General features: G+C 73.9%; 22 protein-coding genes and 4 pseudogenes. 18 read left to right on the top strand and 8 right to left on the bottom strand.

Annotated features, from left to right (window positions below; translation table 11 throughout):
* The 5 genes and pseudogenes from ACFWN1_RS19810 to ACFWN1_RS19790 all read left to right on the top strand — a co-directional run.
* Positions 1 to 1,234 (top strand): annotated as a pseudogene (locus ACFWN1_RS19810) (hypothetical protein); the annotation flags it as partial.
* Between the two features lie 129 nt (positions 1,235 to 1,363).
* On the top strand, positions 1,364 to 2,299 hold the full coding sequence (locus ACFWN1_RS19805; RefSeq protein ID WP_384363579.1) for an ABC transporter ATP-binding protein: 936 nt from the start codon (positions 1,364 to 1,366) through the stop codon (positions 2,297 to 2,299).
* Positions 2,296 to 3,054, top strand: coding sequence for an ABC transporter permease (locus ACFWN1_RS19800; protein WP_384363577.1), 759 nt, complete (start codon positions 2,296 to 2,298; stop codon positions 3,052 to 3,054). The genes ACFWN1_RS19805 and ACFWN1_RS19800 overlap by 4 nt, the downstream gene beginning before the upstream one ends.
* Positions 3,055 to 3,059: 5 nt before the next feature.
* Positions 3,060 to 4,244 (top strand): sensor histidine kinase, encoded by a 1,185-nt coding sequence (locus ACFWN1_RS19795; protein ID WP_384363587.1) that lies wholly within the window; start codon positions 3,060 to 3,062, stop codon positions 4,242 to 4,244.
* The gene (locus ACFWN1_RS19790; protein ID WP_384363575.1) at positions 4,241 to 4,855 is read left to right on the top strand and encodes a response regulator; all 615 of its coding nucleotides are present in this window, start codon (positions 4,241 to 4,243) and stop codon (positions 4,853 to 4,855) included. The genes ACFWN1_RS19795 and ACFWN1_RS19790 overlap by 4 nt, the downstream gene beginning before the upstream one ends.
* A 173-nt stretch (positions 4,856 to 5,028) precedes the next feature.
* Here the strand turns inward: ACFWN1_RS19790 and ACFWN1_RS19785 are convergent.
* Positions 5,029 to 5,397: pseudogene (locus ACFWN1_RS19785) on the bottom strand (amidase family protein); the annotation flags it as partial.
* On the opposite strand from ACFWN1_RS19785, the pseudogene ACFWN1_RS19780 reads away from it, so the two are divergent.
* Positions 5,396 to 5,707: pseudogene (locus tag ACFWN1_RS19780) on the top strand (TetR family transcriptional regulator); the annotation flags it as partial. The pseudogenes ACFWN1_RS19785 and ACFWN1_RS19780 sit on opposite strands and share 2 nt — an antisense overlap.
* Before the next feature lie 10 nt (positions 5,708 to 5,717).
* Here ACFWN1_RS19780 and ACFWN1_RS19775 read toward each other — a convergent pair.
* Positions 5,718 to 6,602, bottom strand: a complete 885-nt coding sequence (locus ACFWN1_RS19775; RefSeq protein ID WP_384363573.1) for a tetratricopeptide repeat protein — start codon at positions 6,600 to 6,602, stop codon at positions 5,718 to 5,720.
* A 9-nt stretch (positions 6,603 to 6,611) separates the two neighbouring features.
* The gene (locus tag ACFWN1_RS19770; RefSeq protein ID WP_384363571.1) at positions 6,612 to 7,631 is read right to left on the bottom strand and encodes a GNAT family N-acetyltransferase; all 1,020 of its coding nucleotides are present in this window, start codon (positions 7,629 to 7,631) and stop codon (positions 6,612 to 6,614) included.
* A 141-nt stretch (positions 7,632 to 7,772) separates the two neighbouring features.
* Between ACFWN1_RS19770 and fdxA the strand changes: the two genes are divergently transcribed.
* Together fdxA and ACFWN1_RS19760 are read left to right on the top strand one after the other, a co-directional pair.
* Complete coding sequence (gene fdxA, locus ACFWN1_RS19765) at positions 7,773 to 8,093, top strand: ferredoxin (protein ID WP_384363569.1); 321 nt, start codon at positions 7,773 to 7,775, stop codon at positions 8,091 to 8,093.
* A gap of 117 nt (positions 8,094 to 8,210) precedes the next feature.
* Complete coding sequence (locus tag ACFWN1_RS19760) at positions 8,211 to 9,308, top strand: bifunctional succinyldiaminopimelate transaminase/glutamate-prephenate aminotransferase (RefSeq protein ID WP_384363567.1); 1,098 nt, start codon at positions 8,211 to 8,213, stop codon at positions 9,306 to 9,308.
* Between the two features lie 53 nt (positions 9,309 to 9,361).
* On the opposite strand, the gene ACFWN1_RS19755 is transcribed toward ACFWN1_RS19760, so the two are convergent.
* Positions 9,362 to 9,649, bottom strand: coding sequence for a hypothetical protein (locus tag ACFWN1_RS19755; protein ID WP_384363565.1), 288 nt, complete (start codon positions 9,647 to 9,649; stop codon positions 9,362 to 9,364).
* A 302-nt stretch (positions 9,650 to 9,951) separates the two neighbouring features.
* Positions 9,952 to 10,986, bottom strand: a complete 1,035-nt coding sequence (locus tag ACFWN1_RS19750) for a heavy metal transporter (RefSeq protein ID WP_384363563.1) — start codon at positions 10,984 to 10,986, stop codon at positions 9,952 to 9,954.
* A gap of 95 nt (positions 10,987 to 11,081) precedes the next feature.
* On the opposite strand from ACFWN1_RS19750, the pseudogene dapE reads away from it, so the two are divergent.
* Both dapE and ACFWN1_RS19740 read left to right on the top strand, forming a co-directional pair.
* Positions 11,082 to 12,165 (top strand): annotated as a pseudogene (gene dapE / locus ACFWN1_RS19745) (succinyl-diaminopimelate desuccinylase).
* A gap of 107 nt (positions 12,166 to 12,272) precedes the next feature.
* Positions 12,273 to 13,031 (top strand): TIGR00730 family Rossman fold protein, encoded by a 759-nt coding sequence (locus ACFWN1_RS19740; RefSeq protein WP_384363561.1) that lies wholly within the window; start codon positions 12,273 to 12,275, stop codon positions 13,029 to 13,031.
* Positions 13,032 to 13,115: 84 nt separating this feature from the next.
* Here the strand turns inward: ACFWN1_RS19740 and folP are convergent, their stop codons facing one another.
* On the bottom strand, positions 13,116 to 13,976 hold the full coding sequence (folP, locus tag ACFWN1_RS19735; protein ID WP_384363559.1) for a dihydropteroate synthase: 861 nt from the start codon (positions 13,974 to 13,976) through the stop codon (positions 13,116 to 13,118).
* A gap of 186 nt (positions 13,977 to 14,162) precedes the next feature.
* Here folP and ACFWN1_RS19730 point away from each other — a divergent pair, with 186 nt between their 5' ends.
* Both ACFWN1_RS19730 and ACFWN1_RS19725 read left to right on the top strand, forming a co-directional pair.
* On the top strand, positions 14,163 to 14,510 hold the full coding sequence (locus tag ACFWN1_RS19730; protein WP_384363557.1) for a DivIVA domain-containing protein: 348 nt from the start codon (positions 14,163 to 14,165) through the stop codon (positions 14,508 to 14,510).
* Positions 14,507 to 15,103 (top strand): DNA-3-methyladenine glycosylase I, encoded by a 597-nt coding sequence (locus ACFWN1_RS19725; RefSeq protein ID WP_384363555.1) that lies wholly within the window; start codon positions 14,507 to 14,509, stop codon positions 15,101 to 15,103. Before ACFWN1_RS19730 ends, ACFWN1_RS19725 begins: the two co-directional genes overlap by 4 nt.
* Positions 15,104 to 15,161: 58 nt before the next feature.
* Here the strand turns inward: ACFWN1_RS19725 and ACFWN1_RS19720 are convergent, their stop codons facing one another.
* Positions 15,162 to 15,968, bottom strand: a complete 807-nt coding sequence (locus ACFWN1_RS19720; protein WP_384363553.1) for an enoyl-CoA hydratase/isomerase family protein — start codon at positions 15,966 to 15,968, stop codon at positions 15,162 to 15,164.
* Between the two features lie 374 nt (positions 15,969 to 16,342).
* Here ACFWN1_RS19720 and ACFWN1_RS19715 point away from each other — a divergent pair, with 374 nt between their 5' ends.
* On the top strand, positions 16,343 to 16,510 hold the full coding sequence (locus ACFWN1_RS19715) for a DUF3117 domain-containing protein (RefSeq protein WP_018544333.1): 168 nt from the start codon (positions 16,343 to 16,345) through the stop codon (positions 16,508 to 16,510).
* Positions 16,511 to 16,634: 124 nt separating this feature from the next.
* Here the strand turns inward: ACFWN1_RS19715 and ACFWN1_RS19710 are convergent, their stop codons facing one another.
* The gene (locus ACFWN1_RS19710) at positions 16,635 to 17,348 is read right to left on the bottom strand and encodes an O-methyltransferase (RefSeq protein ID WP_384363585.1); all 714 of its coding nucleotides are present in this window, start codon (positions 17,346 to 17,348) and stop codon (positions 16,635 to 16,637) included.
* A gap of 231 nt (positions 17,349 to 17,579) precedes the next feature.
* Here ACFWN1_RS19710 and sigE point away from each other — a divergent pair, with 231 nt between their 5' ends.
* The 5 genes from sigE (at position 17,580) to ACFWN1_RS19685 (ending at position 22,471) form a co-directional block, all read left to right on the top strand.
* Positions 17,580 to 18,290: an RNA polymerase sigma factor SigE gene (gene sigE, locus ACFWN1_RS19705; RefSeq protein WP_384363583.1), complete on the top strand. Its 711-nt coding sequence runs from the start codon at positions 17,580 to 17,582 to the stop codon at positions 18,288 to 18,290.
* Positions 18,287 to 19,267 (top strand): anti-sigma factor family protein, encoded by a 981-nt coding sequence (locus tag ACFWN1_RS19700; RefSeq protein ID WP_384363551.1) that lies wholly within the window; start codon positions 18,287 to 18,289, stop codon positions 19,265 to 19,267. Before sigE ends, ACFWN1_RS19700 begins: the two co-directional genes overlap by 4 nt.
* Before the next feature lie 90 nt (positions 19,268 to 19,357).
* Positions 19,358 to 20,962, top strand: a complete 1,605-nt coding sequence (locus ACFWN1_RS19695) for a S1C family serine protease (protein ID WP_384363549.1) — start codon at positions 19,358 to 19,360, stop codon at positions 20,960 to 20,962.
* An 84-nt stretch (positions 20,963 to 21,046) separates the two neighbouring features.
* Positions 21,047 to 21,499 (top strand): sec-independent translocase, encoded by a 453-nt coding sequence (locus tag ACFWN1_RS19690; protein WP_384363547.1) that lies wholly within the window; start codon positions 21,047 to 21,049, stop codon positions 21,497 to 21,499.
* A 300-nt stretch (positions 21,500 to 21,799) separates the two neighbouring features.
* On the top strand, positions 21,800 to 22,471 hold the full coding sequence (locus tag ACFWN1_RS19685) for a hypothetical protein (RefSeq protein WP_384363581.1): 672 nt from the start codon (positions 21,800 to 21,802) through the stop codon (positions 22,469 to 22,471).
* The last annotated feature ends 18 nt before the right edge of the window (positions 22,472 to 22,489 follow it).

Genomic DNA, 22,489 nt, shown 5'->3' with positions numbered 1-22,489 from the left:
CCCCACGGGCGCCCGGCGCCCGCAGGGCCGCCCGCAAGGCGCCCCGCAGGCCGGGAACCCGCTCGGCGACGACACCGCGATCCTCACCCCGCAGCAGCTCGCCGGCGCCCCGAACGCCCCCGGCCGCGCGCCGCACGCCGGCGTCTCCGGACACACCGTCACCAGCGGCATCCCGGTCTTCCCGGGCGACGAGGCCGCCGACCCGTTCGGCCCCGCCGGGGACAGCCCGGCGCACACGGCCCCCAAGCCGCCCGCCCCGCAGGCCAAGGCCGCGCCGCAGGCCAGGAAGAAGAAGGGCCGCAGCAAGCTGGTGCTGCTGGTCGCCGGTGTGGTCGTCGTCGTGGGCGGTGCCTACGGCGCGGGACTGCTGATGAACCGCACCGACGTGCCCAAGGGCACCACCGTGCTCGGCGTGGACATCGGCGGCGGCACCCGGGACAACGCGGTCAAGAAGCTGGACGACGCCTTCCGGGACCGGGTGAACAAGCCGCTCCAGCTCTCCGTGGGCGGCGGCAGCGTGGCGCTCACCCCGGACAAGGCGGGCCTGCAGTTCGACTACCAGGCCACGGTCAGCGACGCCGCCAAGAGCGACTACAACCCGCTCTCCGTCATCGGCTCCCTCTTCGGGCGGAAGCGGGTCGTCCAGCCGGTCACCCCGGTGGACGAGGAGAAGCTCCAGGTCGCTCTTCAGCAGGCGGGCGGCGGCTCGGGCTCGGTCGTCGAGGGCGGCATCAAGTTCGAGTCCGGCAAAGCCGTCGCGGTCTACGGCAAGCCCGGCAAGGCCATCGACGCGGCCGGCTCCACCAAGGCCGTCGAGCAGGCGTACCGCACCCTGATCGAGACCGGCACCGCGACCCCGGTGACCGTGCCCACGGCCACCCGGCAGCCGACGGTGCCGAACGCCGAGGTGGACCGGGAGATGAAGGCGTTCGCCGAGCCGGCGATGTCCGACCTCGTCACCGTCCGGGTCGACGCTGCGCACAGCATCAACTTCGGGCGCAAGTCGCTGCCGAAGATCCTCGGGTTCAAGGCGGTCGGCGGGAAGCTGACCGACACCTACGACCTGGAGGCGCTCAAGGAGGCGTACGGCACCACCTTCGCGGGGGTGAAGGTGGAGAGCGCGACCGGCAAGCGCGACCTGCTCCCGCAGGACGTGGTGGCGGCCCTGCGCAAGGCCCTGGTCGGCAGGACCCCGGCGGAGCGCGTCGGCGTCATCGACACCGCGCCGAACTAGCCGGACACGGCACGGCGAGGGCATCCGGGCACACACCGGGTGCCCTCGCCGTCGTATGACATCTGTCATCCGGCACCCAGGACCGACGGCACTGCCGCCGTCACCCCCCTGGCCGTCAGCATGGACGGCATGACAACCACAGCGGCACCGCCCGCGACCGCCGCGCCGGTGGTGGCCGGGTTCGACCAGGTGAGCAAGGTGTACGGCAGCGTCCGCGCGGTCGACGGCCTCGCGCTCAGTCTGCGGCCCGGCGAGACCGTCGCCCTGCTCGGGCCCAACGGCGCGGGCAAGTCCACCACCCTCGATCTGCTGCTCGGGCTGAAGCAGCCCGACGCCGGGCAGGTCACCGTGTTCGGGACCAGCCCGCGGGAGGGCATCACCGCCGGGCGGGTCGGGGCGATGCTGCAGAGCGGCGGGCTGATGGAGGACGTGACGGTGGCCGAACTGGTCGGCCTCGCCTGCTCGTTGCACCCTCGCCCGCACCCCGCCTCCGACGTGCTCGCCCGCGCCGGCATCGCGCAGATCGCCGACCGCAAGGTCAACAAGCTCTCCGGCGGCCAGGCCCAGCGCGTCCGGTTCGCCCTGGCCACCGCCGGGGACAGCGACCTGATCGTGCTGGACGAGCCGACCACCGGCATGGACGTCTCCGCCCGGCACGCGTTCTGGTCCACCATGCGCGAGCAGGCCGACCAGGGCCGTACCGTCCTCTTCGCCACGCACTACCTCGAAGAGGCCGACGCCATCGCGGACCGTGTCCTCGTCCTGCACCGGGGGCGGCTGCTGGCCGACGGCACCGCCGCCGAGATCAAGGCCCGCGCGGGCGCCCGCCGGGTCTCCTTCGACCTGGACGGCACGATCGACGAGCCCGCGCTGGCCGCCCTGCCCGCGCTGACCTCGTTCGACGTCTCCGGGCAGACCGTCCGCATCCAGTCCGCCGACGCCGACGCCACCGTGCACGCCGTGTACGGGCTCGGCCTCTACCCCCGCAACCTCGAAGTCGCCGGGCTCGGCCTGGAGCAGGCTTTCGTCGCCATCACCGAGGCCGAGGAGGCCAAGCGCGCATGACCGGCATCCTCGCCTCACGGGCCCTGATCAAGCTGGAGCTGGCCCGCGCCCTGCGCAACCGCAAGTTCCTGTTCTTCTCCGTGCTCTACCCCTCGATCATCTTCCTGATCTTCGCGGGGAGTTCGGGCACCGACGAGAAGGTGGACGGCACCGGCCTGACCGTCGCCACCTATCTGATGGTCTCCATGGCCTCCTTCGGCGCCCTCACCGCCGTGCTGATGGGCAACAGCGAGCGCATCGCCAAGGAGCGGGAGAGCGGCTGGGTGCGCCAGCTCCGGCTGACCCCGCTGCCCGGCCACGGGTACGTCCTCGCCAAGACCGCCAGCGCGGCCGTGGTGAGCCTGCCGTCCATCGTGATGGTGTTCATCGTGGCCGCCGTGGTGAAGGACGTACGCCTCGACGCCTGGCAGTGGCTCGCCCTCACCGGCGTCATCTGGGCCGGCAGCCTGGTCTTCGCCGCGCTCGGCGTCGCCATCGGCTACCTCGCCTCCGGGGACGCGGTACGGCCCATCACGATGATCGTCTACTTCTCGCTCTCCCTCCTCGGCGGCCTGTGGATGCCTTCGGCCGGGTTCCCGCGCTGGCTCCAGGACATCGCCGAGTGGCTGCCGACGTACGCGTACGCTGCCCTGGGACGCGCGGTCGAGCAGAGCCAGGCCCCGCAGGCGCGGGACGTCGCCGTCCTCGCCGTGTACTTCGTCCTCTTCGCGGGCGGCGCGGCCTGGCTGTACCGGAAGGACACGCTGAAGGCGTGAACGCGATGACCGAGGACCCGTGGTCCGGACCCGGGACGGACACCCCCGTGGGGCGTCCGCCGCGGGGGCGCCGCGAACTGGTGGTGAAGGTGCTGTGGATCGGCGTCTGGCTGGTCTTCCTCAGCTCACCCGTCCACGACCTGGTCAGCGGCGGCCACAGCACGGCGGCCACCTGGGCCGGGGCGGCGGGGCTCGCGGCGTTCGTCGCGGTCTACCTGGGGCTGGTCTTCCGCAACATGGGCCGGACCTTCTCCGGACCGGCCGTCGTCCTGCTCCTGCCGGCCCTCGGCATCCTCGCGCCGCTGCTCGCCTACACCCTCGGCGGCGCCTGGCTCGGCCTGTTCGTCTACCTCTCGGTGGCCTGCGGGGCGACCCTGCCCACGAAGGCCACCTACTGGGCGATCCCGGCCTCGGCGGCCGTGATGTACCTGGTCGGCCTGCACACCGACGAGGAGGGGGCCCGGAACCTGCTCCTGCTGGTGGTGCTGATCGGCTTCGCGATGACCGGCGTACGGCAGCTGGTGCGCACCACCGTGGAGCTGCGCGAGGCGCGGGCCACGGTGGCGCAGCTCGCCGCCAACGAGGAGCGGCTGCGGCTCGCCCGCGACCTGCACGACCTGCTGGGGCACTCGCTGTCCCTGATCACCCTCAAGAGCGAGCTGGCGGGGCGGATGCTGCCCGGCCGGCCGGAGGAGGCCGCCCAGCAGGTCGCGGACATCGAGCGGGTCAGCCGGCAGGCGCTGGTCGACGTCCGCGAGGCCGTCACCGGGTACCGGCGGCCACGGCTCGCCGCCGAACTCGCGGGCGCACAGGTCGCGTTGACGGCGGCCGGGGTCATCGCCGACCTCCCCGCCGAGCCCGGCCTCGCCGGGCTGCCCGAGGAGGCCGAGGCCGCGCTCGCGTGGACGCTGCGGGAGGCCGTCACCAACGTGGTCCGGCACAGCGGGGCCGAGCGGTGCGCGGTCGAGCTGCTGCACCGGCACACCCTGGACGGCCCGGTGCTGGAACTCTCCGTCGAGGACAACGGCTCCGGCGGCTCGGGCAAGGGGCCCGGCAACGGGCTCACCGGCCTCGCGGAACGGCTCCAGCCGGTGGGCGGCACCCTGGAGGCGGGCCGGTCCGCCAAGGGATTCCGGGTGGTCGCCCGCGTCCCGTCGGCCGCCGTGGCGGACGTAGTATCCGGGGCATGACGAGCACGATCAAGGTCCTCCTCGCCGAGGACCAGTCGATGGTCCGCGAGGCGCTCGCCGCGCTGCTCGGTCTTGAGGACGACATCGAGGTCGTCGCCCAGGTCGCGCGCGGGGACGAGGTGCTGGCCGCCGTCGCGGAGCACGGGGTGGACGTGGCCCTGCTCGACATCGAGATGCCCGGCTGCACCGGTATAGAGGCCGCCGCCCGGGTCCACCGCGCGCACCCCGGCGTGAAGCTCGTCGTCCTCACCACCTTCGGCCGGCCCGGCTACCTCCGCAGCGCCATGGAGGCGGGCGCCGACGCCTTCCTCGTCAAGGACGCCCCCGCCGCCCAACTCGCCGCCGCCGTACGCAAGGTGCTCACCGGGGAACGCGTCATCGACCCCACCCTGGCGGCCGCCGCCCTGGCCGACGGCGCCAACCCGCTGACCGACCGCGAACGCGAGATCCTCCGCGCCGCCGCCGACGGCTCCACCAACGCCGAACTCGCCCGCACCCTCCACCTCTCCCAGGGCACGGTCCGCAACTACCTCTCCACCGCCATCCAGAAGCTCGCGGTACGCAACCGGGCGGAGGCCGTCCGCATCGCCCGCGAGAAGGGCTGGCTCTGAGCCTGGCGCCTGGGGCCTGTCCGGCGGATCTTTGCGGGCCTGCGACGCCCGGCACGCACTCTCGCCGCACGCCCGAATCACCCGAGTACGTCCAGTACGAGGGAGATCCGGGCGCACGCCGAGAGCACGCACCAGACGCCGCAGGCTACCCACAAAGATCCGCCGGACAGGCCCTAGCGGCCGGCACCCGGTGCCCCGGGGCGGGGGTCGACCGGGGTGAGCACGCCGAGGCGGTCCTCGATCTCCTGGGCGGCGGCCAGGCACAGATCCTCCCGGAACGCGCGCCCGACGATCTGCACGCCGGCCGGCAGCCCGCCCGCGGCTCCGGTCGGTACGGCGACCGCGGGGACGCCTACGAAGCTGGTCACCGCGCACAGGCGCATGCCCCCGGCGACCCGGTCCCGCCCCGCCTCGTCGCGTGACTCCAGCCCCGGCTCGACGGGCGGCTCGGTGAACACCGGTCCGAGCAGCAGCGGGTACTCGTCGAGGAACCGCGCCCAGGAGCGCCGGATGCCGAGCCAGGTCCCCATGAGCGTCATCAGCAAGGAGGCGATGCTCCTGTTCGCCGTCGGGCAGGTCGGCGACCGCCTCACCGGGCGGCTGCGGGCCCGCCTGGCCGCGAGCCCGGACCGGTCGGCCGCCGCCGCACCGGGGCACGCGGCCGACGAGATCGCCCTGCTCCGCGAGGAACACCGCGCCGAGGCCCGGACGCTGCTCGCCCTCGCCGATGGCCTCACCACCCAGGTGCTCATCGGCCACTTGACCGCGGAGGAAGCCGAGGACGTCCTGCGCACCCACATAGACGGCCTCCGGCGACGCCTCGGCACCACCCGCCTCCCGGAGGGGGTCTGACCACGGCCGGTCAGTTCAGCTGGGCTCGCGCCGCACGGGCCTGTGCGCGGGCCTTCTCCTCGGCCGTCGGGTCGACCACCGAGACCAGCTCCGCGTACGCGTCCAGTTCCGCCGCGCCCTCGGTGAACTCGCCGCGCTGGACCAGCAGGCGGGCGCGTTCGTAGCGCAGGTGGGCCGGGCGGGACGGGAGGAGCATGGCCAGCTCGACGGCACCCAGCGCCACGTCCGAGCGCTCGGGGCGGGCGGTGGCCCAGGCGCGGATGTTGTTCAGGATGCGCTGGACGACCTGGAGGGGGGCCGCCGGGACCAGCATCGAGGGCTCCAGCGGCGCGCCCGTGGCACCGGCCACCAGCAGCTCGGTGTCCATCCCGCTGAGCACCCGGCCACCGTCGAAGGGGTCCGCCAGCACCCGGTCGCCGGCCGTGCCGAAGCCGACCACGAAGTGACCAGGCAGCGCCACCCCGTACACCGGGGCGCCCGCCCGCCGGGCGACCTCCATCCACACCACCGACAGCAGGATCGGCAGCCCGCGCCGCCGCCGCAGCACCGAGTGCAGCAGCGAGGACTCCAGTCGCTCGTACTCCCCGCCCGTACCCCGGAACCCCTGGGTGCCGCCCAGCAGCCGGCCCACCGCCCGCGCCCACGCCAGCGGCCCGCCCGGCCGGTACGGCAGCCGCCCGGCGAGGTCGTCCAGCTCGATCTGGGCCGCGTCGATCCCGGCCTCGTCCAGCGAGCCGTCCGCCTCCGCGCCGATCAGCAGGCACAGCGCGGACAGGTCCGGCCACTGCGACCGCGCCTCCTCGGCGAACCGCTGCCGCAGCTGTGCCGACCGCGCGGCAGGCGGTGGGTACGGGGGCGGGAAGGCGGGCCGCCGGGCCGGTTCCTGGGCGCTCACCACGGGTCCCTACGACCGTCCGGGGCCGGTCTCGTCCGGCTCCCGGTAGTGGTGGTACGCGTGATGCCGGGCGAGGCCGAGCCCGTCGTACAGCCGACGCGCGCCCTCGTTGTCCTGCTCCACCTGGAGCCACGCCGCCGAGGCGCCCTCGTCCAGCGCCCGGCGGGCCAGCGCGGCCAGCACCTCGGTGGCCAGCCCCTGCCGCCGCCGGACCGGATCGACCTCCACGGCGGCGAAACCCGCCCAGCGGCCGTCCACCACGCACCGCCCGATCGCCGCCGGCGGCTCGCCGTCCGCGCCGGGCACGCGGGCGAACCACACCGACGGTCCCCCGCCGAGCACCCGCAGGGCCACCTCGCTCACTCCCTCGCGCCGATACCGCGCGAGCCACGCCCCGTCCGCCTCGCGGGAGAGCACCACACCGGCGCCATCGGCCCGGTCCGCGACCGGCGCCAGCGCCCCGGTCCACACCTCGGCCGTCACCTCCCGCGTCCAGCCGCGCCGCTCCAGCTCCGCCGACAGCAGCTCCTGCGTACCCTCGGCGCCGGTGGCGGTCTGCACATGGGCGGGCAGTCCGCGCTCGCCGTACCAGCCTCTTACGGAAGTCAGGGCCGCGTCGAGCGGAAGCCCCGGCTCACCGAGCGGCAGCACGCTGTTGGCGCGCCGGGTGAAGCCGCCCGCCGCCCGCAGCTCCCACGCGCCGAGCCGCTCGCTCTCCAGCGGCGGCCATGACCGCGCTACGACCCTCGCCAGCTCCTCGTAGCCCGCCGACGGACCCCGGCGACGCGCCGGGGCGGCGGGCACGATCTTGCCCGCGACCAGCGACGACGCCGCTACGCCGACCACCCGGCCGTCCCGGCGTGTGATCATGAGCACGCCGTCGTCGTCCCAGGATGTGAGAACGCCGATCGTGTCGGTGAACTTCTCGCCCGCCGCACCCGACCCCGTCACCTGACGTACCGATACCCTTTTGCCCACATCCGCTGGGGTGATGAGGACCTTGAGCCGTCCTGTCACCGAGATTTCCACGGGTCGCTCCACCCCTCCTGTACGGATCACGCTCCGGAACGGAGATACTAGGTGCGGGCATCGACGACGCCGCGCTTTCCGCGCGCCAGGCGGCGGAGCCTGAGGAGGCCCGCCGGCGCCCTACCGAGGAGGAACGACAGCGTGACCTACGTCATCGCGCAGCCTTGTGTCGACGTCAAGGACAAGGCGTGCATCGAGGAGTGCCCGGTCGACTGCATCTACGAGGGCCAGCGGTCCTTGTACATCCACCCGGACGAATGCGTCGACTGTGGAGCCTGTGAGCCGGTCTGCCCGGTCGAGGCGATCTTCTACGAGGACGACACTCCGGAGGAGTGGAAGGACTACTACAAGGCGAACGTCGAGTTCTTCGACGAGCTGGGCTCTCCCGGCGGCGCCAGCAAGCTGGGTCTGATCGAACGCGACCACGCTTTCATCGCCGCGCTGCCGCCGCAGGGCGAGTGACCGTGCCGACGGTCCGGCGTCCCGCATGAGCGCGCCGCCTCGGTCCCGCACGGCCCTGTCACCCCCGGCTGTGCGGGACCGAGGCGTTTGCGCCCCCTAGGAAAGAGAGCACGCCCCGTGTCAGCAGTCTCCGACCGGCTCCCCGCCTTCCCCTGGGACAAGCTGGAGCCGTACAAGAAGACCGCCGCCGCGCACCCCGGCGGCCTCGTCGACCTGTCGGTCGGCACCCCGGTCGACCCGGTGCCCGAGCTGATCCAGAAGGCGCTGGCCGACGCGGCCGACTCACCGGGCTACCCGACGGTCTGGGGCACGCCCGCGCTGCGCGACGCGATCACCGGCTGGCTGGAGCGCCGCCTCGGCGCCCGTGACGTCACCCACCGCCATGTCCTGCCGGTCGTCGGCTCCAAGGAACTCGTCGCCTGGCTGCCCACCCAGCTGGGACTCGGCCCCGGCGACCAGGTGGCCCACCCGCGCCTGGCCTACCCGACCTACGAGGTCGGCGCCCGACTCGCCCGCGCCGGGCACGTGAGCTACGACGACCCGCGCGAGCTGGACCCCGCGAACCTGAAGCTGCTCTGGCTGAACTCGCCGTCCAACCCCACCGGCAAGGTCCTCTCCCGGGAGGAGCTGACCGGGATCGTCGCCTGGGCCCGCGAGCACGGCGTGCTGATCGCCTCCGACGAGTGCTACCTCGAACTGGGCTGGGAGGCCGACCCCGTCTCGGTCCTCCACCCGGACGTCAACGGCGGCTCCTACGACGGCATCGTGGCCGTCCACTCCCTGTCCAAGCGGTCCAACCTGGCCGGTTACCGCGCGGCCTTCCTCGCGGGCGACCCGGCGGTGCTGATGCCGCTGCTGGAGATCCGCAAGCACGGCGGCATGATGAGCTCCGCGCCGACCCAGGCCGCGGCGGTGGCCGCCCTCGGCGACGACGAGCACGTGCGCCTCCAGCGCGAGCGGTACGCCGCCCGCCGGGACAGGCTGCGCGCCGCCCTGCTGTCCCACGGCTTCCGTATCGAGCACAGCGAGGCCGGCCTCTACCTCTGGTCCACCCGGGACGAGTCCTGCTGGGACACCGTCGCCCACCTCGCCGGCCTCGGCATCCTGGTGGCACCGGGTGACTTCTACGGCGAGGCGGGCGAGAAGTCCGTCCGCGTGGCGCTGACGGCGACGGACGAGCGTATCGACGAGGCAGTGGCGCGGCTGACCGCGTGAGGACGTGACGAGGGGGCCCCGGGCGTGCCGGGACCCCCTCGTCAGGCGAACGGCTAGCCGAGCGGCAGCCCCTTCAGCGGGAGGCCGCCCAGGACGTTCCCCGCCGCCTTGCCCGCCGCCGGCGCCGGAACGGCCTTCTTCACGGCCTTGCTGCCCGCCAGCCCGCTCACGGCCTTGTCCACGTGGGTCGCGCCGTCCAGCTTGGTCAGGCCGCCGAGGTCCGGCACGGTGGGCTGGTTGGTGGCGGCACCGGCGGTGCCGGCTGCGCCGACCCCGGCGGCCGCACCCGCGGCGACGAGCAGCGCGGCACGGGCGATCCGACGAGTCAGGGGGAGGGACATGATGCTCCATTCGACAGCTTCGACAGGAGGGATTCGGTGTGGTGTCCGAGCCCGGACGCCGTGACTACCGCTCGAACCCGCCGAAGGTTGCGGACGCCGAAGGTAAAGACTGGATAACGCGTCGCATTATCGGGTGTGGATAAAAACGGGCAAAGGCGCTCCGGAAGCCGCCCCGAAGAATCCTTACACCCCTTGCGGCGCAAGGGTTCGGGCCCGTGCTGCGCCCCCTGCCCCCGAACACGCCCCCCGAAGAGTCCCGCAACCCGTACGAGGGTGCCCCCGCACAGGCGTCCGCAGCTCTCTCAGGGCCCCGCGACGATCCGGACGGACGCGAGCGACGACTCCGCGCCGGCCGTGCCCGACGTGGGGGTCCGCACCGGATGCCAGTCCCCGCCGCCGTTGGACGCGGTCCACTCCCGCCCCTCGTAGGTCACCCGGGCGATCCGCAGCGCCGAGGAGTTGGCCACCGCCCACTGGGCGAGCTGCCAGCCCCGCTGCCGCTCGCCGCGCCCGTCGGCGTCCGGTCGTGTGCCCTGCGGCACCGGCACGGTCACCGTCCGCCCGCGCGCCGTGGCGGTCACGCTGGGCGAGGGAGAGGGCGAGGGCACGGCCCTGCCGCCCACCACCGCGCCGGCCTCCTGGAGCGCGTCGCGCCCGAAGTCCCGTACCAGCGCCGCCCGCACCGCGTCCGGGCCGGTCGCCCCGGCGGTGCGCGACGGGCGGCCCTCGCAGGTCAGGGTGGCCGCCGAGCGGCCGGTCAGCGCGGCGGCCAGCAGCACGGCGTCCGGCTCGTGCTTGGCGTACGCCTCCGGGAAGCCGCTGCGCTGCACCTTCTGCGCCGCGACGGTGAGCGGGAGCCCGGCGTAGTCCGGCACCCGGGCCAGGTGCGCGTAGAAGATGCCCGCCGAGTAGGCCGGGTCCATGATCTGCCGCTCGGTGCCCCAGCCCTGCGAGGGCCGCTGCTGGAACAGCCCCAGCGAATCCCGGTCCCCGTGCTCGATGTTGCGCAGCCCCGACTCCTGGAGCGCGGTGGCGAGCGCGATGGTCACCGCGCGCTCGGGCATCCCGCGCCCGGTGCCGACGGCGGCGATGGTGGCCGCGTTCACGGCCTGCTCGGGCGTGAACTCGTACGACTCCGAGTCGTCCCGCGCGGAGACCACCGTGCAGCCACGCGTGCCGACGCCCCCGGTGACGTACTGCACCACCAGGTACGCGCCGACACCGGCGAGGACGAGCAGGGCCGCGCCGATCCGGAGCACCCGGCCGCGCCGCCTGGGGCGGGACTCGGGACGGGACTCGGGGCGCGACTCGGGACGGGAGGGGGACGGCTCTGACACGCGTACAAGGTACTGGAGCCCGTGACCGGCCTCACCCCAGGCCCGCGCCCGGTGGTGCGGCGGCCCCCGGCCGGGCGGGCGCTAGGGTCACCGGCATGGCCGACACCACCCTTGACCTCACACTGGACGCCGCCGAGCTGACCGCCGGGCTCGTGGACATCCCGTCGGAGAGCGGTACGGAGCAGCCCCTGGCCGACGCGATCGAGGCCGCGCTGCGCCCTTTGCCCCACCTCACGGTGGAGCGCTTCGGCAACAACGTCATCGCGCGCACCTCGCTGGGCCGCGCGGAACGCGTCATCCTCGCCGGGCACATCGACACCGTCCCGATCGCGGAGAACGTCCCCTCCCGCCTCGACGCGGACGGCGTGCTGTGGGGCTGCGGCACCTGCGACATGAAGGCCGGCGTGGCGGTCCAGCTGCGCATCGCGGCCACCGTCCCCGCGCCCAACCGCGACCTGACCTTCGTCTTCTACGACAACGAGGAGGTCGCCGCCGAGCTGAACGGCCTCAAGCACCTCGCCGAGGCCCGCCCCGAGCTGCTCCAGGGCGACTTCGCGGTGCTGCTGGAGCCCTCCGACGGCGAGGTCGAGGGCGGCTGCCAGGGCACGCTCCGGGTGCTGCTGAGGACCAGGGGCGAGCGGGCCCACTCCGCGCGCGGCTGGATGGGCTCGCTCCAACGCCATCCACGCCGCCGCCCCGATCCTCGCCCGCCTCGCCTCCTACGAGCCCCGGTGGCCGGTGATCGACGGGCTGGAGTACCGCGAGGGCCTCAACGCCGTCCGCGTCGGCGGGGGAGTGGCCGGCAACGTCATCCCGGACGAGTGCGTGGTCACGGTCAACTTCCGCTACGCGCCCGACCGCACCGAGGAGGAGGCCGTCGCGCACGTCCGTGAGGTGTTCGCGGACTGCGGCGTCGAGGAGTTCGTGGTCGACGACCACAGCGGCGCCGCGATGCCCGGCCTGTCCCACCCGGCCGCCGCGGCGTTCATCGAGGCGGTCGGCGGCACTCCGATGCCCAAGTACGGCTGGACGGACGTCTCCCGCTTCGCCTCCCTCGGCATCCCGGCGGTCAACTACGGCCCCGGCAACCCCCACCTGGCGCACAAGCGGGACGAGCGGGTCGAGGTGGCGAAGGTCCTCGCGGGCGAGGAGCGGCTGCGCGCCTGGCTCAGCGCGTGACGCCCGCACCGCGCGGCGCCGCGTTCCGGACATGCTCACGTCCCCCCTCCGTAACGGATGCGGATCTAGGCTGAGGCACGAAACACCGGCAAGCGGAGGGAGCGCACATGGCTACCGGAAACCCCGAGGGGAAGAAGCGCCCACCGGACGAGCAGCGGCTCGGCCCGGTACTCCGGCGGCGGGGCCAGGTCCAGGCCAGTACCACGGACCAGCGGCTGCTGGACGAGCGTGCCCCCAACGACTGGGTGCACACCGACCCCTGGCGGGTGCTGCGCATCCAGTCGGAGTTCATCGAGGGCTTCGGCACCCTGGCCGAACTCCCGCCCGCGATCAGCGTGTTCGGCTCGGCCCGGACCCGGGTGGACTCGCCGGAGTACGACGCCGGTGTGCGGCTCGGGCGCGGTCTGGTCGAGGCCGGCTGGGCGGTGATCACCGGGGGTGGTCCCGGTGCCATGGAGGCGGCCAACAAGGGCGCGCTGGAGGCGGGCGGCGTCTCGGTCGGCCTGGGCATCGAGCTGCCCTTCGAGCAGGGGCTGAACCAGTACGTCGACATCGGGCTCAACTTCCGGTACTTCTTCGTCCGCAAGATGATGTTCGTGAAGTACGCGCAGGGCTTCGTCGTGCTGCCCGGCGGGCTCGGCACGCTGGACGAGCTGTTCGAGGCGCTCACCCTGGTGCAGACCCAGAAGGTGACCCGCTTCCCGATCGTGCTGTTCGGCGGCGACTACTGGGGCGGGCTGATGGACTGGCTGCGCGACACGCTGGTCGCCCAGGGCAAGGCCGCGGAGAAGGACCTGATGCTGTTCCACGTGACGGACGACGTGGACGAGGCGGTCGCCCTGGTCTCCAAGGAAGCGGCCCGCTAGTACCCGATCCCCTCGGGGGCGGCTCCCAGGGGGCCGTCCCCCGAGGGGATCGCCTGTCGGGCCAGCCCCCGAGGGGATTCCCTGTCAGGCGAGACCCCTACGGGCCGTCGCCGGGGGCCGGTGGCCCGCGATCGACGCCACCATGTCCAGCACCTGCCGGGTCTCCGCGACCTCGTGCACCCGGTACACCCGCGCCCCCAGCCACGCCGAGACCGCCGTGGTCGCCAGCGTGCCGATCAGCCGCTCCTTCACCGGGCGGTCCAGGGTCTCCCCGACGAAGTCCTTGTTGGACAGCGACACCAGCACCGGCCAGCCCGTCGCCACCATCTCGTCCAGCCGGCGGGTCGCCTCCAGGCTGTGCCGGGTGTTCTTGCCGAAGTCGTGCCCCGGGTCGATCAGCACCGACTCGCGCGGCACCCCCAGCGCCACCGCCCGCTCCGCCAGCCCCAGGGTCACGTCCAGGATGTCGGCCATCACGTCGTCGTAGGCCACCCGGTGCGGGCGGGTACGGGGCTCCGCGCGCCCGGCGTGCGTGCACACCAGGCCCACCCGGTAGCGCGCGGCGACCTCCGCGAGGCCCGGGTCCGCACCGCCCCACGCGTCGTTCAGCAGGTCCGCGCCCGCCTCGCACACCGCCGCGCCCACCTCGGCCCGCCAGGTGTCCACGCTGATGACCACATCGGGGAAGCGGCGCCGGACCTCCGCCACGAAACCGACCGTGCGCCGGGCCTCCTCCTCGGCGGTGACCTCCTCGCCCGGCCCGGCCTTCACCCCGCCGATGTCCACGATGGCCGCGCCCTCCGCCACAGCGCGCTCCACGCGCGCGAGAGCGGCGTCGTCGGCGAACGTCGCCCCCCGGTCGTAGAAGGAGTCCGGGGTCCGGTTCACGATCGCCATGATCACCGGTTCGCGCGCCCCGAATTCCCGCTTGCCCAGCCTGAGCATCCCTCGTGACCTCTCCTCGTACCTCTGCGTACGTTCTGCGTACCTTCTGCGTACCCCGGTCGTCCGGCGCCTGCGGCCCGGACTGTCAGCCTCGCATGGCACGATCGGACCCAGACACATCCGGCTTCCGGACGCGGGGTCCGAAGGGACCGGCGTCCGGCACATCGAGCTTGGGGAACCCTGGCGATGCTGATGTTCTTGTTCCTGGTCCTCGCGCTGGCCGTCGTGGTCGGCGCGGTGACGCTCGCCGTGGTGGGCGGCGGCGAGAGCGCCCCGCTCCAGGACGCCGCGCCCGAGCGGCTCCAGGACCCGCTGCCCGCGGACCGCCCGCTGCACGGCGCCGATGTGGAGGGCCTGCGCTTCCCGGTCGCGGCGCGCGGCTACCGCATGGCCGACGTGGACGACGCCCTCAGCCGCCTGGCCGCCGAACTCGGTGAGCGGGACGCCCGGATCGCGGACCTGCGGAGCGCGCTCGCCGGTGCCCGTGCCGTTCAGCCCCCGCCGGCCGAGCCCGGCCCGGAGGACGTCCGATGAGCACCGGGGAGGCCCTCGCCGGGGCGGACGGCGCGCTGCGCTGCCCCTGGGCGCTCTCCACCGAGGACTACGTCGCCTACCACGACGAGGAGTGGGGGCGCCCGGTGCACGGGGACGACGCCCTCTTCGAGCGGCTCAGCCTGGAGGCGTTCCAGTCCGGGCTGTCCTGGATCACCATCCTGCGGCGCCGGCCCACCTTCCGGGTCGCGTTCGCGGAGTTCCGGATCGAGAAGGTCGCCGCGTTCACCGACGAGGACCGCGAGCGGCTCCTCGCGGACCCCGGCATCATCCGCAACCGCGCCAAGGTCGACGCCACGCTCGCCAACGCGCGCGTGCTGGCCGGCTGGTCCGGCGGCGAGCTGGACGAGCTGATCTGGTCCCACGCCCCCGACCCGGCGGCACGGCCCGTACCCGAGGTGCCGGCCGACGTGGCCGCGGTGACCCCGGAGTCCACCGCCCTGTCCAAGGCGCTGAAGAAGCGCGGCCTGCGATTCGTCGGCCCCACCACGGCGTACGCGCTGATGCAGGCGTGCGGTCTGGTGGACGACCACCTGGCAGCCTGCGTCAGCCGGGGCGCCGCCCTCCGCGGCTGAGGCGCGGACCGGCCGGGGCGGGGGTCAAGTGCCCTGCCCCGCCCGGCCGTCACGAGGATCAGCGGCCCACGAACCTGGGCTTCTCCTTCTGCACGAACGCCTGCACGGCGATGACGTGGTCCGCGGAGGCACCCGCGCGGGTCTGCAACTCGTCCTCCTTCTCCAGCGCCTCGTCCAGCGAGTGCGTCAGCCCGTACGCCACGGCCTCCTTGATCGCCGCGTAGGCGACCGTCGGGCCCGCGGCCAGGGCACGGGCCACCTTGTCCGCCTCGGCGCGCAGCTCGGCGGCCGGGACGACCCGGTTGGCGATGCCCAGCTCCAGCGCCTCCCGCGCGCCGACGGTGCGCGGGAAGAGCAGCAGGTCGGTGGCGCGGCTCGTGCCGACCACGCGGGGCAGCGTCCAGGAGAGGCCGGAGTCCGCGCTGAGCGCCACGCCCGCGAACGAGGTGTTGAAGGCGGCCGTGTCCGCCACCAGCCGGTAGTCCGCGAGCAGCGCGAAACCGAAGCCCGCGCCGGCCGCCACGCCGTTGACCGCGGCGACCACCGGCTTCCTCGCACCCGCCAGCGCCCGCGCGATCGGGTTGTAGTGCTCCTTGACGGTGCTCATCGTCTGCCCGCCGCCTCCGCCCTCGCGGTCGGCGGCCAGCAGCCCGATGTGCTCCTTGAGGTCCTGGCCCACGCAGAACGCCCGCTCGCCCGCCGCGGTCAGCAGGATCGCCCGCACCGCGTCGTCCGCCGCCGCGGCCTCGACGGCCTCGCGCAGGGCGTTCTTCGTGGCGACGTTCAGCGCGTTCATCGCCTCCGGGCGGTTCAGGGTGATCGTGGCGAGCCCGTCGCTCACCTCGTGGAGCACGGTGTCGGCCATGGCGCGTCCCCTCCGTTTCGCGGGTGATGACGTACCGGTCGGTACGCCGCTGTCCGGGGACAGCATGGCGGAGATCACCGCCCGGCAGTCGCACCGGACGTGTGACGTGCGTCTAACGAAAACGGCACGAAGCCGGCCGGCGGGTGTGCCGAGGGCGGCGCAGTATCGCAGGCACATCCCCGCTTTGAGTGGTTTTGCTCGCGCGCGTTGCCCAAGCGATGCGGACCGATGTTGGTCATCGGGTCCTGGGATGCGGGATAATGGCTGGGAAGCAATGTGTTCGATGCCGGTGTCGCGTGTCCCTCCTGGACCGCGGGAGCCCTTCGTGGGGTCGTCGGCAGACGATGAGCCTGGTTTCAGGAAGGGGTACGAGCATGGCGGCCATGAAGCCGCGGACGGGTGATGGCCCGCTCGAGGTGACCAAGGAGGGGCGGGGCATCGTCATGCGCGTTCCGCTCGAAGGCGGCGGTCGACTCGTCGTCGAGCTGACCCCCGACGAGGCAGAGGCACTCGGCGACGCCCTGAAGAAGGTCGTCGTCTGACGCGCCGCGATCTTTTCCTCCCGACCGCCCCGGCACCCGTCAGGTGCCGGGGCGGTCGCGCGTCCGGGGTGCCAGGTGCCAGGTGCCGGGGGTGCCGGGGTGCCTGGGTGTCGGGGCCGTGGGCTCAGCGCCTGACGGCGCAGAGGAGGCCGTCGCCGACCGGCAGCAGTGACGTCACCAGTTCCGTGCTCTCCCGTACCGTGCGCAGCAGCTCGCGCAGCCGGACCACCTCGGTGGGCTGGGGGCCGGAGTCGACCGTGCGGCCACTGGCGAAGACGCCCTCGAAGACCACCAGCCCGCCCGGCCGCAGCAGCCGCAACGATTCAGCGAGGTAGTCCGAGTACTCCAGCCGGTCGCCGTCGCAGAACACGAGGTCGTAGCCGGAGTCGGCGAGACGGGGGAGCACGTCCAGGGCGGGGCCCGGGATGAACCGGGCCCGGTTGCTGGCGAAGCCGCAGGCGCGGAACGCCTGCCGGGCGAACTGCTGGTGCTCCGGCTCCGGATCGACGGTGGTCAGCACGCCGTCGGGGCGCATTCCGTGCAGCAGATGGATTCCGGACACCCCGCAGCCGGTGCCGATCTCCGCGACCGCCTTGGCGTCCACGGAGGCGGCGAGCAGTCGCAGCGCGGCACCCGTGCTGGGCGCCACCGAGCGCAGCCCCGCGTCGCGGGCACGGTCACGGGCCCAGAGCAAAGGCTCGTCCTCGGCGACAAAGGCGTCGGCGAACGCCCAGCTCGTCTGCCGGTTGCCGGTAATGACCCTCTCCTGTCCCCGCGATTGCCTCGGCGTGACTGTATCCGTTGCGCCGGGAACCCGCTGATGGGACCGAGCGTTCAGGTAGGAGAGCCGACGCCGGAGGGGGCGCGGTGGCCACGGGACGGGGGGTGACGGGTGACACAGGGTGTGGAGCACATGCTGACGCGGGCGGATGAGCCGGCCCAGCATGTGTCAAAGTTTCGTAAAACCGCTTATCCGGAGCTAACGGGCGAGGTGGCTATGGTAGGGGCTCCACTGGACACCACCAGAGCCGACAGGGGAGGTGCGGCCGCACCCGGGGACCGGGCGGGAGTGCTGCGGCGCTTCCTCGGTTCGGGCAGGCCGAAATCCGTGACCGACACCGCTGCTGACCACCACGCCGCCGGTCCCGCCGCAGGCGAGACCCAGACCGCGACCTTCACCACCGACGCGGACGGGCAGGCGTGGACTCCGCCCACCTGGGAGGAGATCGTCAGCACCCACAGTGGCCGCGTCTACCGCCTCGCCTACCGACTCACGGGCAACCAGCACGACGCCGAGGACCTCACCCAGGAGGTCTTCGTCCGTGTCTTCCGGTCGCTGTCGACTTACTCGCCGGGCACCTTCGAGGGCTGGCTGCACCGCATCACCACCAACCTGTTCCTGGACATGGTCCGGCGCAAGCAGCGCATCCGCTTCGACGCCCTGGGCGACGACGCGGCCGAGCGCCTGCCCAGCCGCGAGCCGTCCCCGCAGCAGGTCTTCAACGACGCCCACTTCGACGCCGACGTCCAGCAGGCCCTGGACACCCTCGCGCCCGAGTTCCGCGCCGCCGTGGTGCTGTGCGACATCGAGGGACTGTCGTACGAGGAGATCGCCGCGACCCTCGGCGTCAAGCTCGGCACCGTGCGCTCCCGTATCCACCGGGGCCGTTCGCAGCTCCGCAAGGCCCTCGCCCACCGCTCTCCCGAGGCCCGCAAGGCCGAGCGCCGTTCGTTCCTGCCCCGGGTGCCCGCGCTGGGGGGAGGGGGCTCGCCCGCGTGAGTGGAACCGGACCGAACCCCGCGGAGGCACGCCTCGCGGAACAGCATCTGGGAGACCGGCTCTCCGCCCTCGTGGACGGAGAACTCGGTCATGAGTCGCGCGACCGCGTCCTCGCCCACCTGGCCACCTGTTGCCGGTGTCGGGCGGAGGCCGACGCGCAGCGCCGGCTGAAGAACGTGTTCGCGGAGGCCGCCCCGCCTCCGCCCTCCGAGTCCTTTCTCGCCCGCCTCCAGGGCCTCCCCGGCGGCGACGCCGACGGCCCGGCGGCCCCCGGCGGCCCCTTCGGGCGCGGCTCCGTCGACGGCGTCTTCGGCGTGCGCGACGGCGAGCGGTTCGCGTTCGGCCATGTCCCGGCCGCCGCCGCGCACGCCCCCGAACAGCGCGGCTTCCGCATCCACCCCGTCGTCCACCCCGTCGCCGACCGCCCCCCCTCGCGCGGGCTGCGGTTCGCCGCCGCGGCCGCCGGAGCGGTGTCCCTGGCGGCCGTCGCCCTGGGCGGCGTCACCACCGCCCAGCCCGGCGACCTCACCGCCGACGCCCGCGGCGGCTCCGGCACCGGGAGCAATGTCGCGCCGTCCCGCTCGGCGGGCGCGGGCACCGCGGCCGGCACGGCCGCACCCGACACCCAGCGGCGCCGTTCCGCCGCTCCGCTGCTCGCGCAGGGGGGCGGCGCGGTCAATCGCACCCCGGCGGCGGCGGTCTCCGCCTCCGCCCCCCTGCTGCCGGGCATTCCGGCCCCGGCCGACACCCGGGTGCAGGACACCGCGCGGGACCTGGCCATGCCGGTGATGGCCGGTGCGGCCGCCGTCTCCCCGCTGATACGCCCCCTCGGCGAGACCACGCCGTTCTCCCTGGGCTCCCTGGGCTCTCTGGGCTCCCTCGACTCCCTGGACCCCTGGCCCCTCGCGCCACCGGCCTTCCCCGCCACCGCGACGGCCGTCGCGCCGTCGAACGCACCCTCCACCCCGGCTCCGTGACGGCCGCTCCCTGCGGCGGGCCCGGCGAACCTGGTTGAATCCTGTCAGGTCGGGCCCGCACGGGCGCGACACACCGCGACTGGGGAGAGCATGAGCGAGGGGAACCCGACGCCGGACCCGTCCCCGGCCGGGGACGACGGCGACTTCGAACTGGCCAGGCCGCAGGCCGCCGCTGGCCTGCCAAAAGCCGGGGACGAGGGATCGGGCGAGCGGCCGTACGAGACCGCCGCCCGCCCGGCCGACCCGCCTACGGACGACACCGCCACCGGCCGCTCCAGGCCGCTGCACGACCCCGACCCCTACGGCACCCCTCCCTACGGCGGGCCGGGCCCCTGGGCCCCCGCCCCGCCCGTCCAGCACCCCATGGCGACCCCGGCCCACGGCACGCCCCCGACGGACGAAGCCGGGCGACCGGCCTCGGCGGACCCCACCTCCCCGCCCCCCGCCCGGCCTCCGGAAGCCGCCCCCGCCCCGGCACACCGGCCGGACGACCCCGCGGCGCCCCCCGTCCCCCGGTACGACCCCTGGGACCCCGCGCCCCCCTCCCAGCAGGCCGCCCCCCTCCAGCACACCGGGACGCGGAGCAAGCGGCGCGCCCGGGGGACGCTCGTCGCCGCCCTTCTCGGCGTCTCCCTCCTCGCGGGCGGGATCGGAGGGTTCACCGGCGCCTGGATCGAGCGGGAGGGCACCACCAGGGTGCGGCTCCCGCAGGCCGGGGCCGTGCCCGACGGCCGCGCGCGGGACAGCGTCGCCGGGATAGCCGCCCGCGCGCTGCCCGGCGTGGTCACCCTGCATGTGCGGGGCGCCGGCGAGGCGGGCACCGGCACCGGCTTCGTGCTCGACGGCCGGGGGCACATCCTCACCAATAACCACGTCGTCGCCCCCGCCTCCGGAGCCGGCGGCATCACGGTGACCTTCAGCAGCGGCGACACCGCCGAGGCCGAGGTCGTCGGCCGGGACAGCGGCTACGACCTGGCCGTCGTCCGGGTCAGGGGCGTCCAGGGCCTCACCCCGCTGCCCCTCGGGAACTCCGACGGCGTACGCGTCGGTGACCCGGTCGTGGCCATCGGCGCCCCCTTCGACCTGGCCAACACCGTCACCTCGGGCATCGTCAGCGCCAAGAACCGTCCCATCACGGCGGGCGGCCAGAAGGGCGACGGCACCGACGTCAGCTATGTCGACGCGCTCCAGACCGACGCGCCGATCAACCCCGGCAACTCCGGCGGCCCCCTGCTCGACTCCCGGGCGCGCGTGATCGGGATCAACTCCGCCATCCGTTCCGCCGGCCGGGAGACCGACTCCGCCGAGAGCCGGTCCGGCTCCGTGGGCCTCGGCTTCGCCATCCCCGTCAACCAGGCCCGCCGGGTCGCCGAGGAGCTGATCGCCACCGGGCACGCCACCCACCCCGTGATCGGCGTGAGCCTCGACATGGACTACTCGGGTGACGGCGCACGTGTCTCCGCCGAGGGCGGTGCCGGCGGCCCGGCGGTGCTGAAGGGCGGCCCCGGCGACCGGGCCGGACTGAAGCCGGGCGACCTGATCACCGGGGTCGACGGGCACCCCGTGCACTCGGGCGAGGAACTCATCGTCAAGATCCGCGCCCACCGCCCCGGCGACCGGCTCCGCCTCACCGTCGGGCGGCAAGGTGCCGAGCGGACCGTCACGCTGCGGCTGGGGGCGTCCGGGCGTGACTGACGCAAGTCTCACCTCGGGGCGGTACCGGTTCCGAGGGTGTGCCGGGTACCGTGGAGCGACCGAGGACACGCAAGGAGCTTTCAGGTGTTCAATGACATAGGGCCGCTTGAGCTGGTCACGCTCATCGTCCTCGCCGTGCTCGTCTTCGGTCCGGACAAGCTGCCCAAGTTCATCCAGGACGTGTCGCGCACGCTGCGGAAGATCCGGGAGTTCTCGGACAACGCCAAGCACGACATCCGCAGCGAGCTGGGCCCGGAGTTCAAGGACTTCGAGTTCGAGGACCTCAACCCCAAGGCGTTCCTGCGCAAGCAGCTGGACAACGACGACCTGGGCCTCAAGGACATCCGCGGCACCTTCGACCTCAGGCGCGAGATGGCCGAGCTGACGGACTCCGTGAACGGCCACGACACCGCCTCGGCGCTGCCCGGACCCGCCCCCACGTCCGCTCCCTCGGCGTCCGGCGGCCGGGTCGACATGACGAAGAAGCCCGAGCCGGCGAAGGACGACCGCCCGCCCTTCGACGCCGACGCCACCTGAGGCCCGGGGACGCCGTCACCCGGTCGGCCCCGCGCGGCCCGGTCGGCTCACTCAACGCCACCGCGCCGCCCGGACGGCTCACGAAACGCCACGAAACCCGCCTCACCGGGCGGGTTTCGTCGCGCGCACCGCAGAACGCCGTGCGATCGGCCGTCCCCGGCACCCCAAGCGCCCGCCGCGTTCCGGGCTGCCCTCAGCGGTGTGGATATGCTGCCGAGTTGTTGTGCGGACCGGGCGCGTACGCCCGAAGGGGGGCGGGCCTTGCCCCGGTCCGACGAGAACGAGGAGGCGTCCGGGCAGATGGAGACCACGAGTCGGGTAAGCGCGCAGTCACCGGCCGGTGAGAGCGGCCGGCACGGCCACCTCGGCGGCCGGACGGTCGACGGCTATCTGCGCGCGCCTTTCCCCTGGTACGGCCTCGACGAGGCGTTCACCGGCCCGCGCCGGCTGCTCCAGGTCGGCCTGGCCGCCGACGGGGCGGTGGAGCACGGTTCGATCGGGCACGGCGACGAGCCCTCGGTGCGGGGCGAGCACGGCGCGGGCTCCTCGGACGAGCCGAGGGAGAAGTTCGCCGTCGTCGTCACCGTGCCGGCGAACCCCTCCCGCCGCAGCGCGGACGGCACCGGGCTGCTGGAGGCCACCTCGGTCTCCTCGGCGGCCTGGCTGGCCGGGGTCGGGCTGCTGTCCGTCACCTGGCCCGGCCAGATGGACCACACCCTGCGCGACGACTGGCTGGACCAGCAGACCGAGACCGCGTGGGCGCTGGCCGACGACATCGACGGCCCGGAGTGGTCCAGGCTCTCCCTGCCCGTGGACGGCGTGGCGACGTCCTTCCACTACCGGGAGTCGGAGTTCGGCTGGGTGCTCGCCGGTGCCACCGAGGCGGGCGTCCACGTCGGCGCGTACGGCCGGGGCATGAGCGCCTACGGGCTCGGCTTCGCCGTCGTCAAGGACATCGGCGCCTACGCCTGACGCACGACGGGAGGGGGC

The organism is Streptomyces sp. NPDC058459, from assembly GCF_042721685.1.
GTDB lineage: Bacteria > Actinomycetota > Actinomycetes > Streptomycetales > Streptomycetaceae > Streptomyces.
The sequence above is the reverse complement of the archived record's forward strand: the minus strand, read 5'-3'. Positions and strand labels throughout refer to the sequence as shown.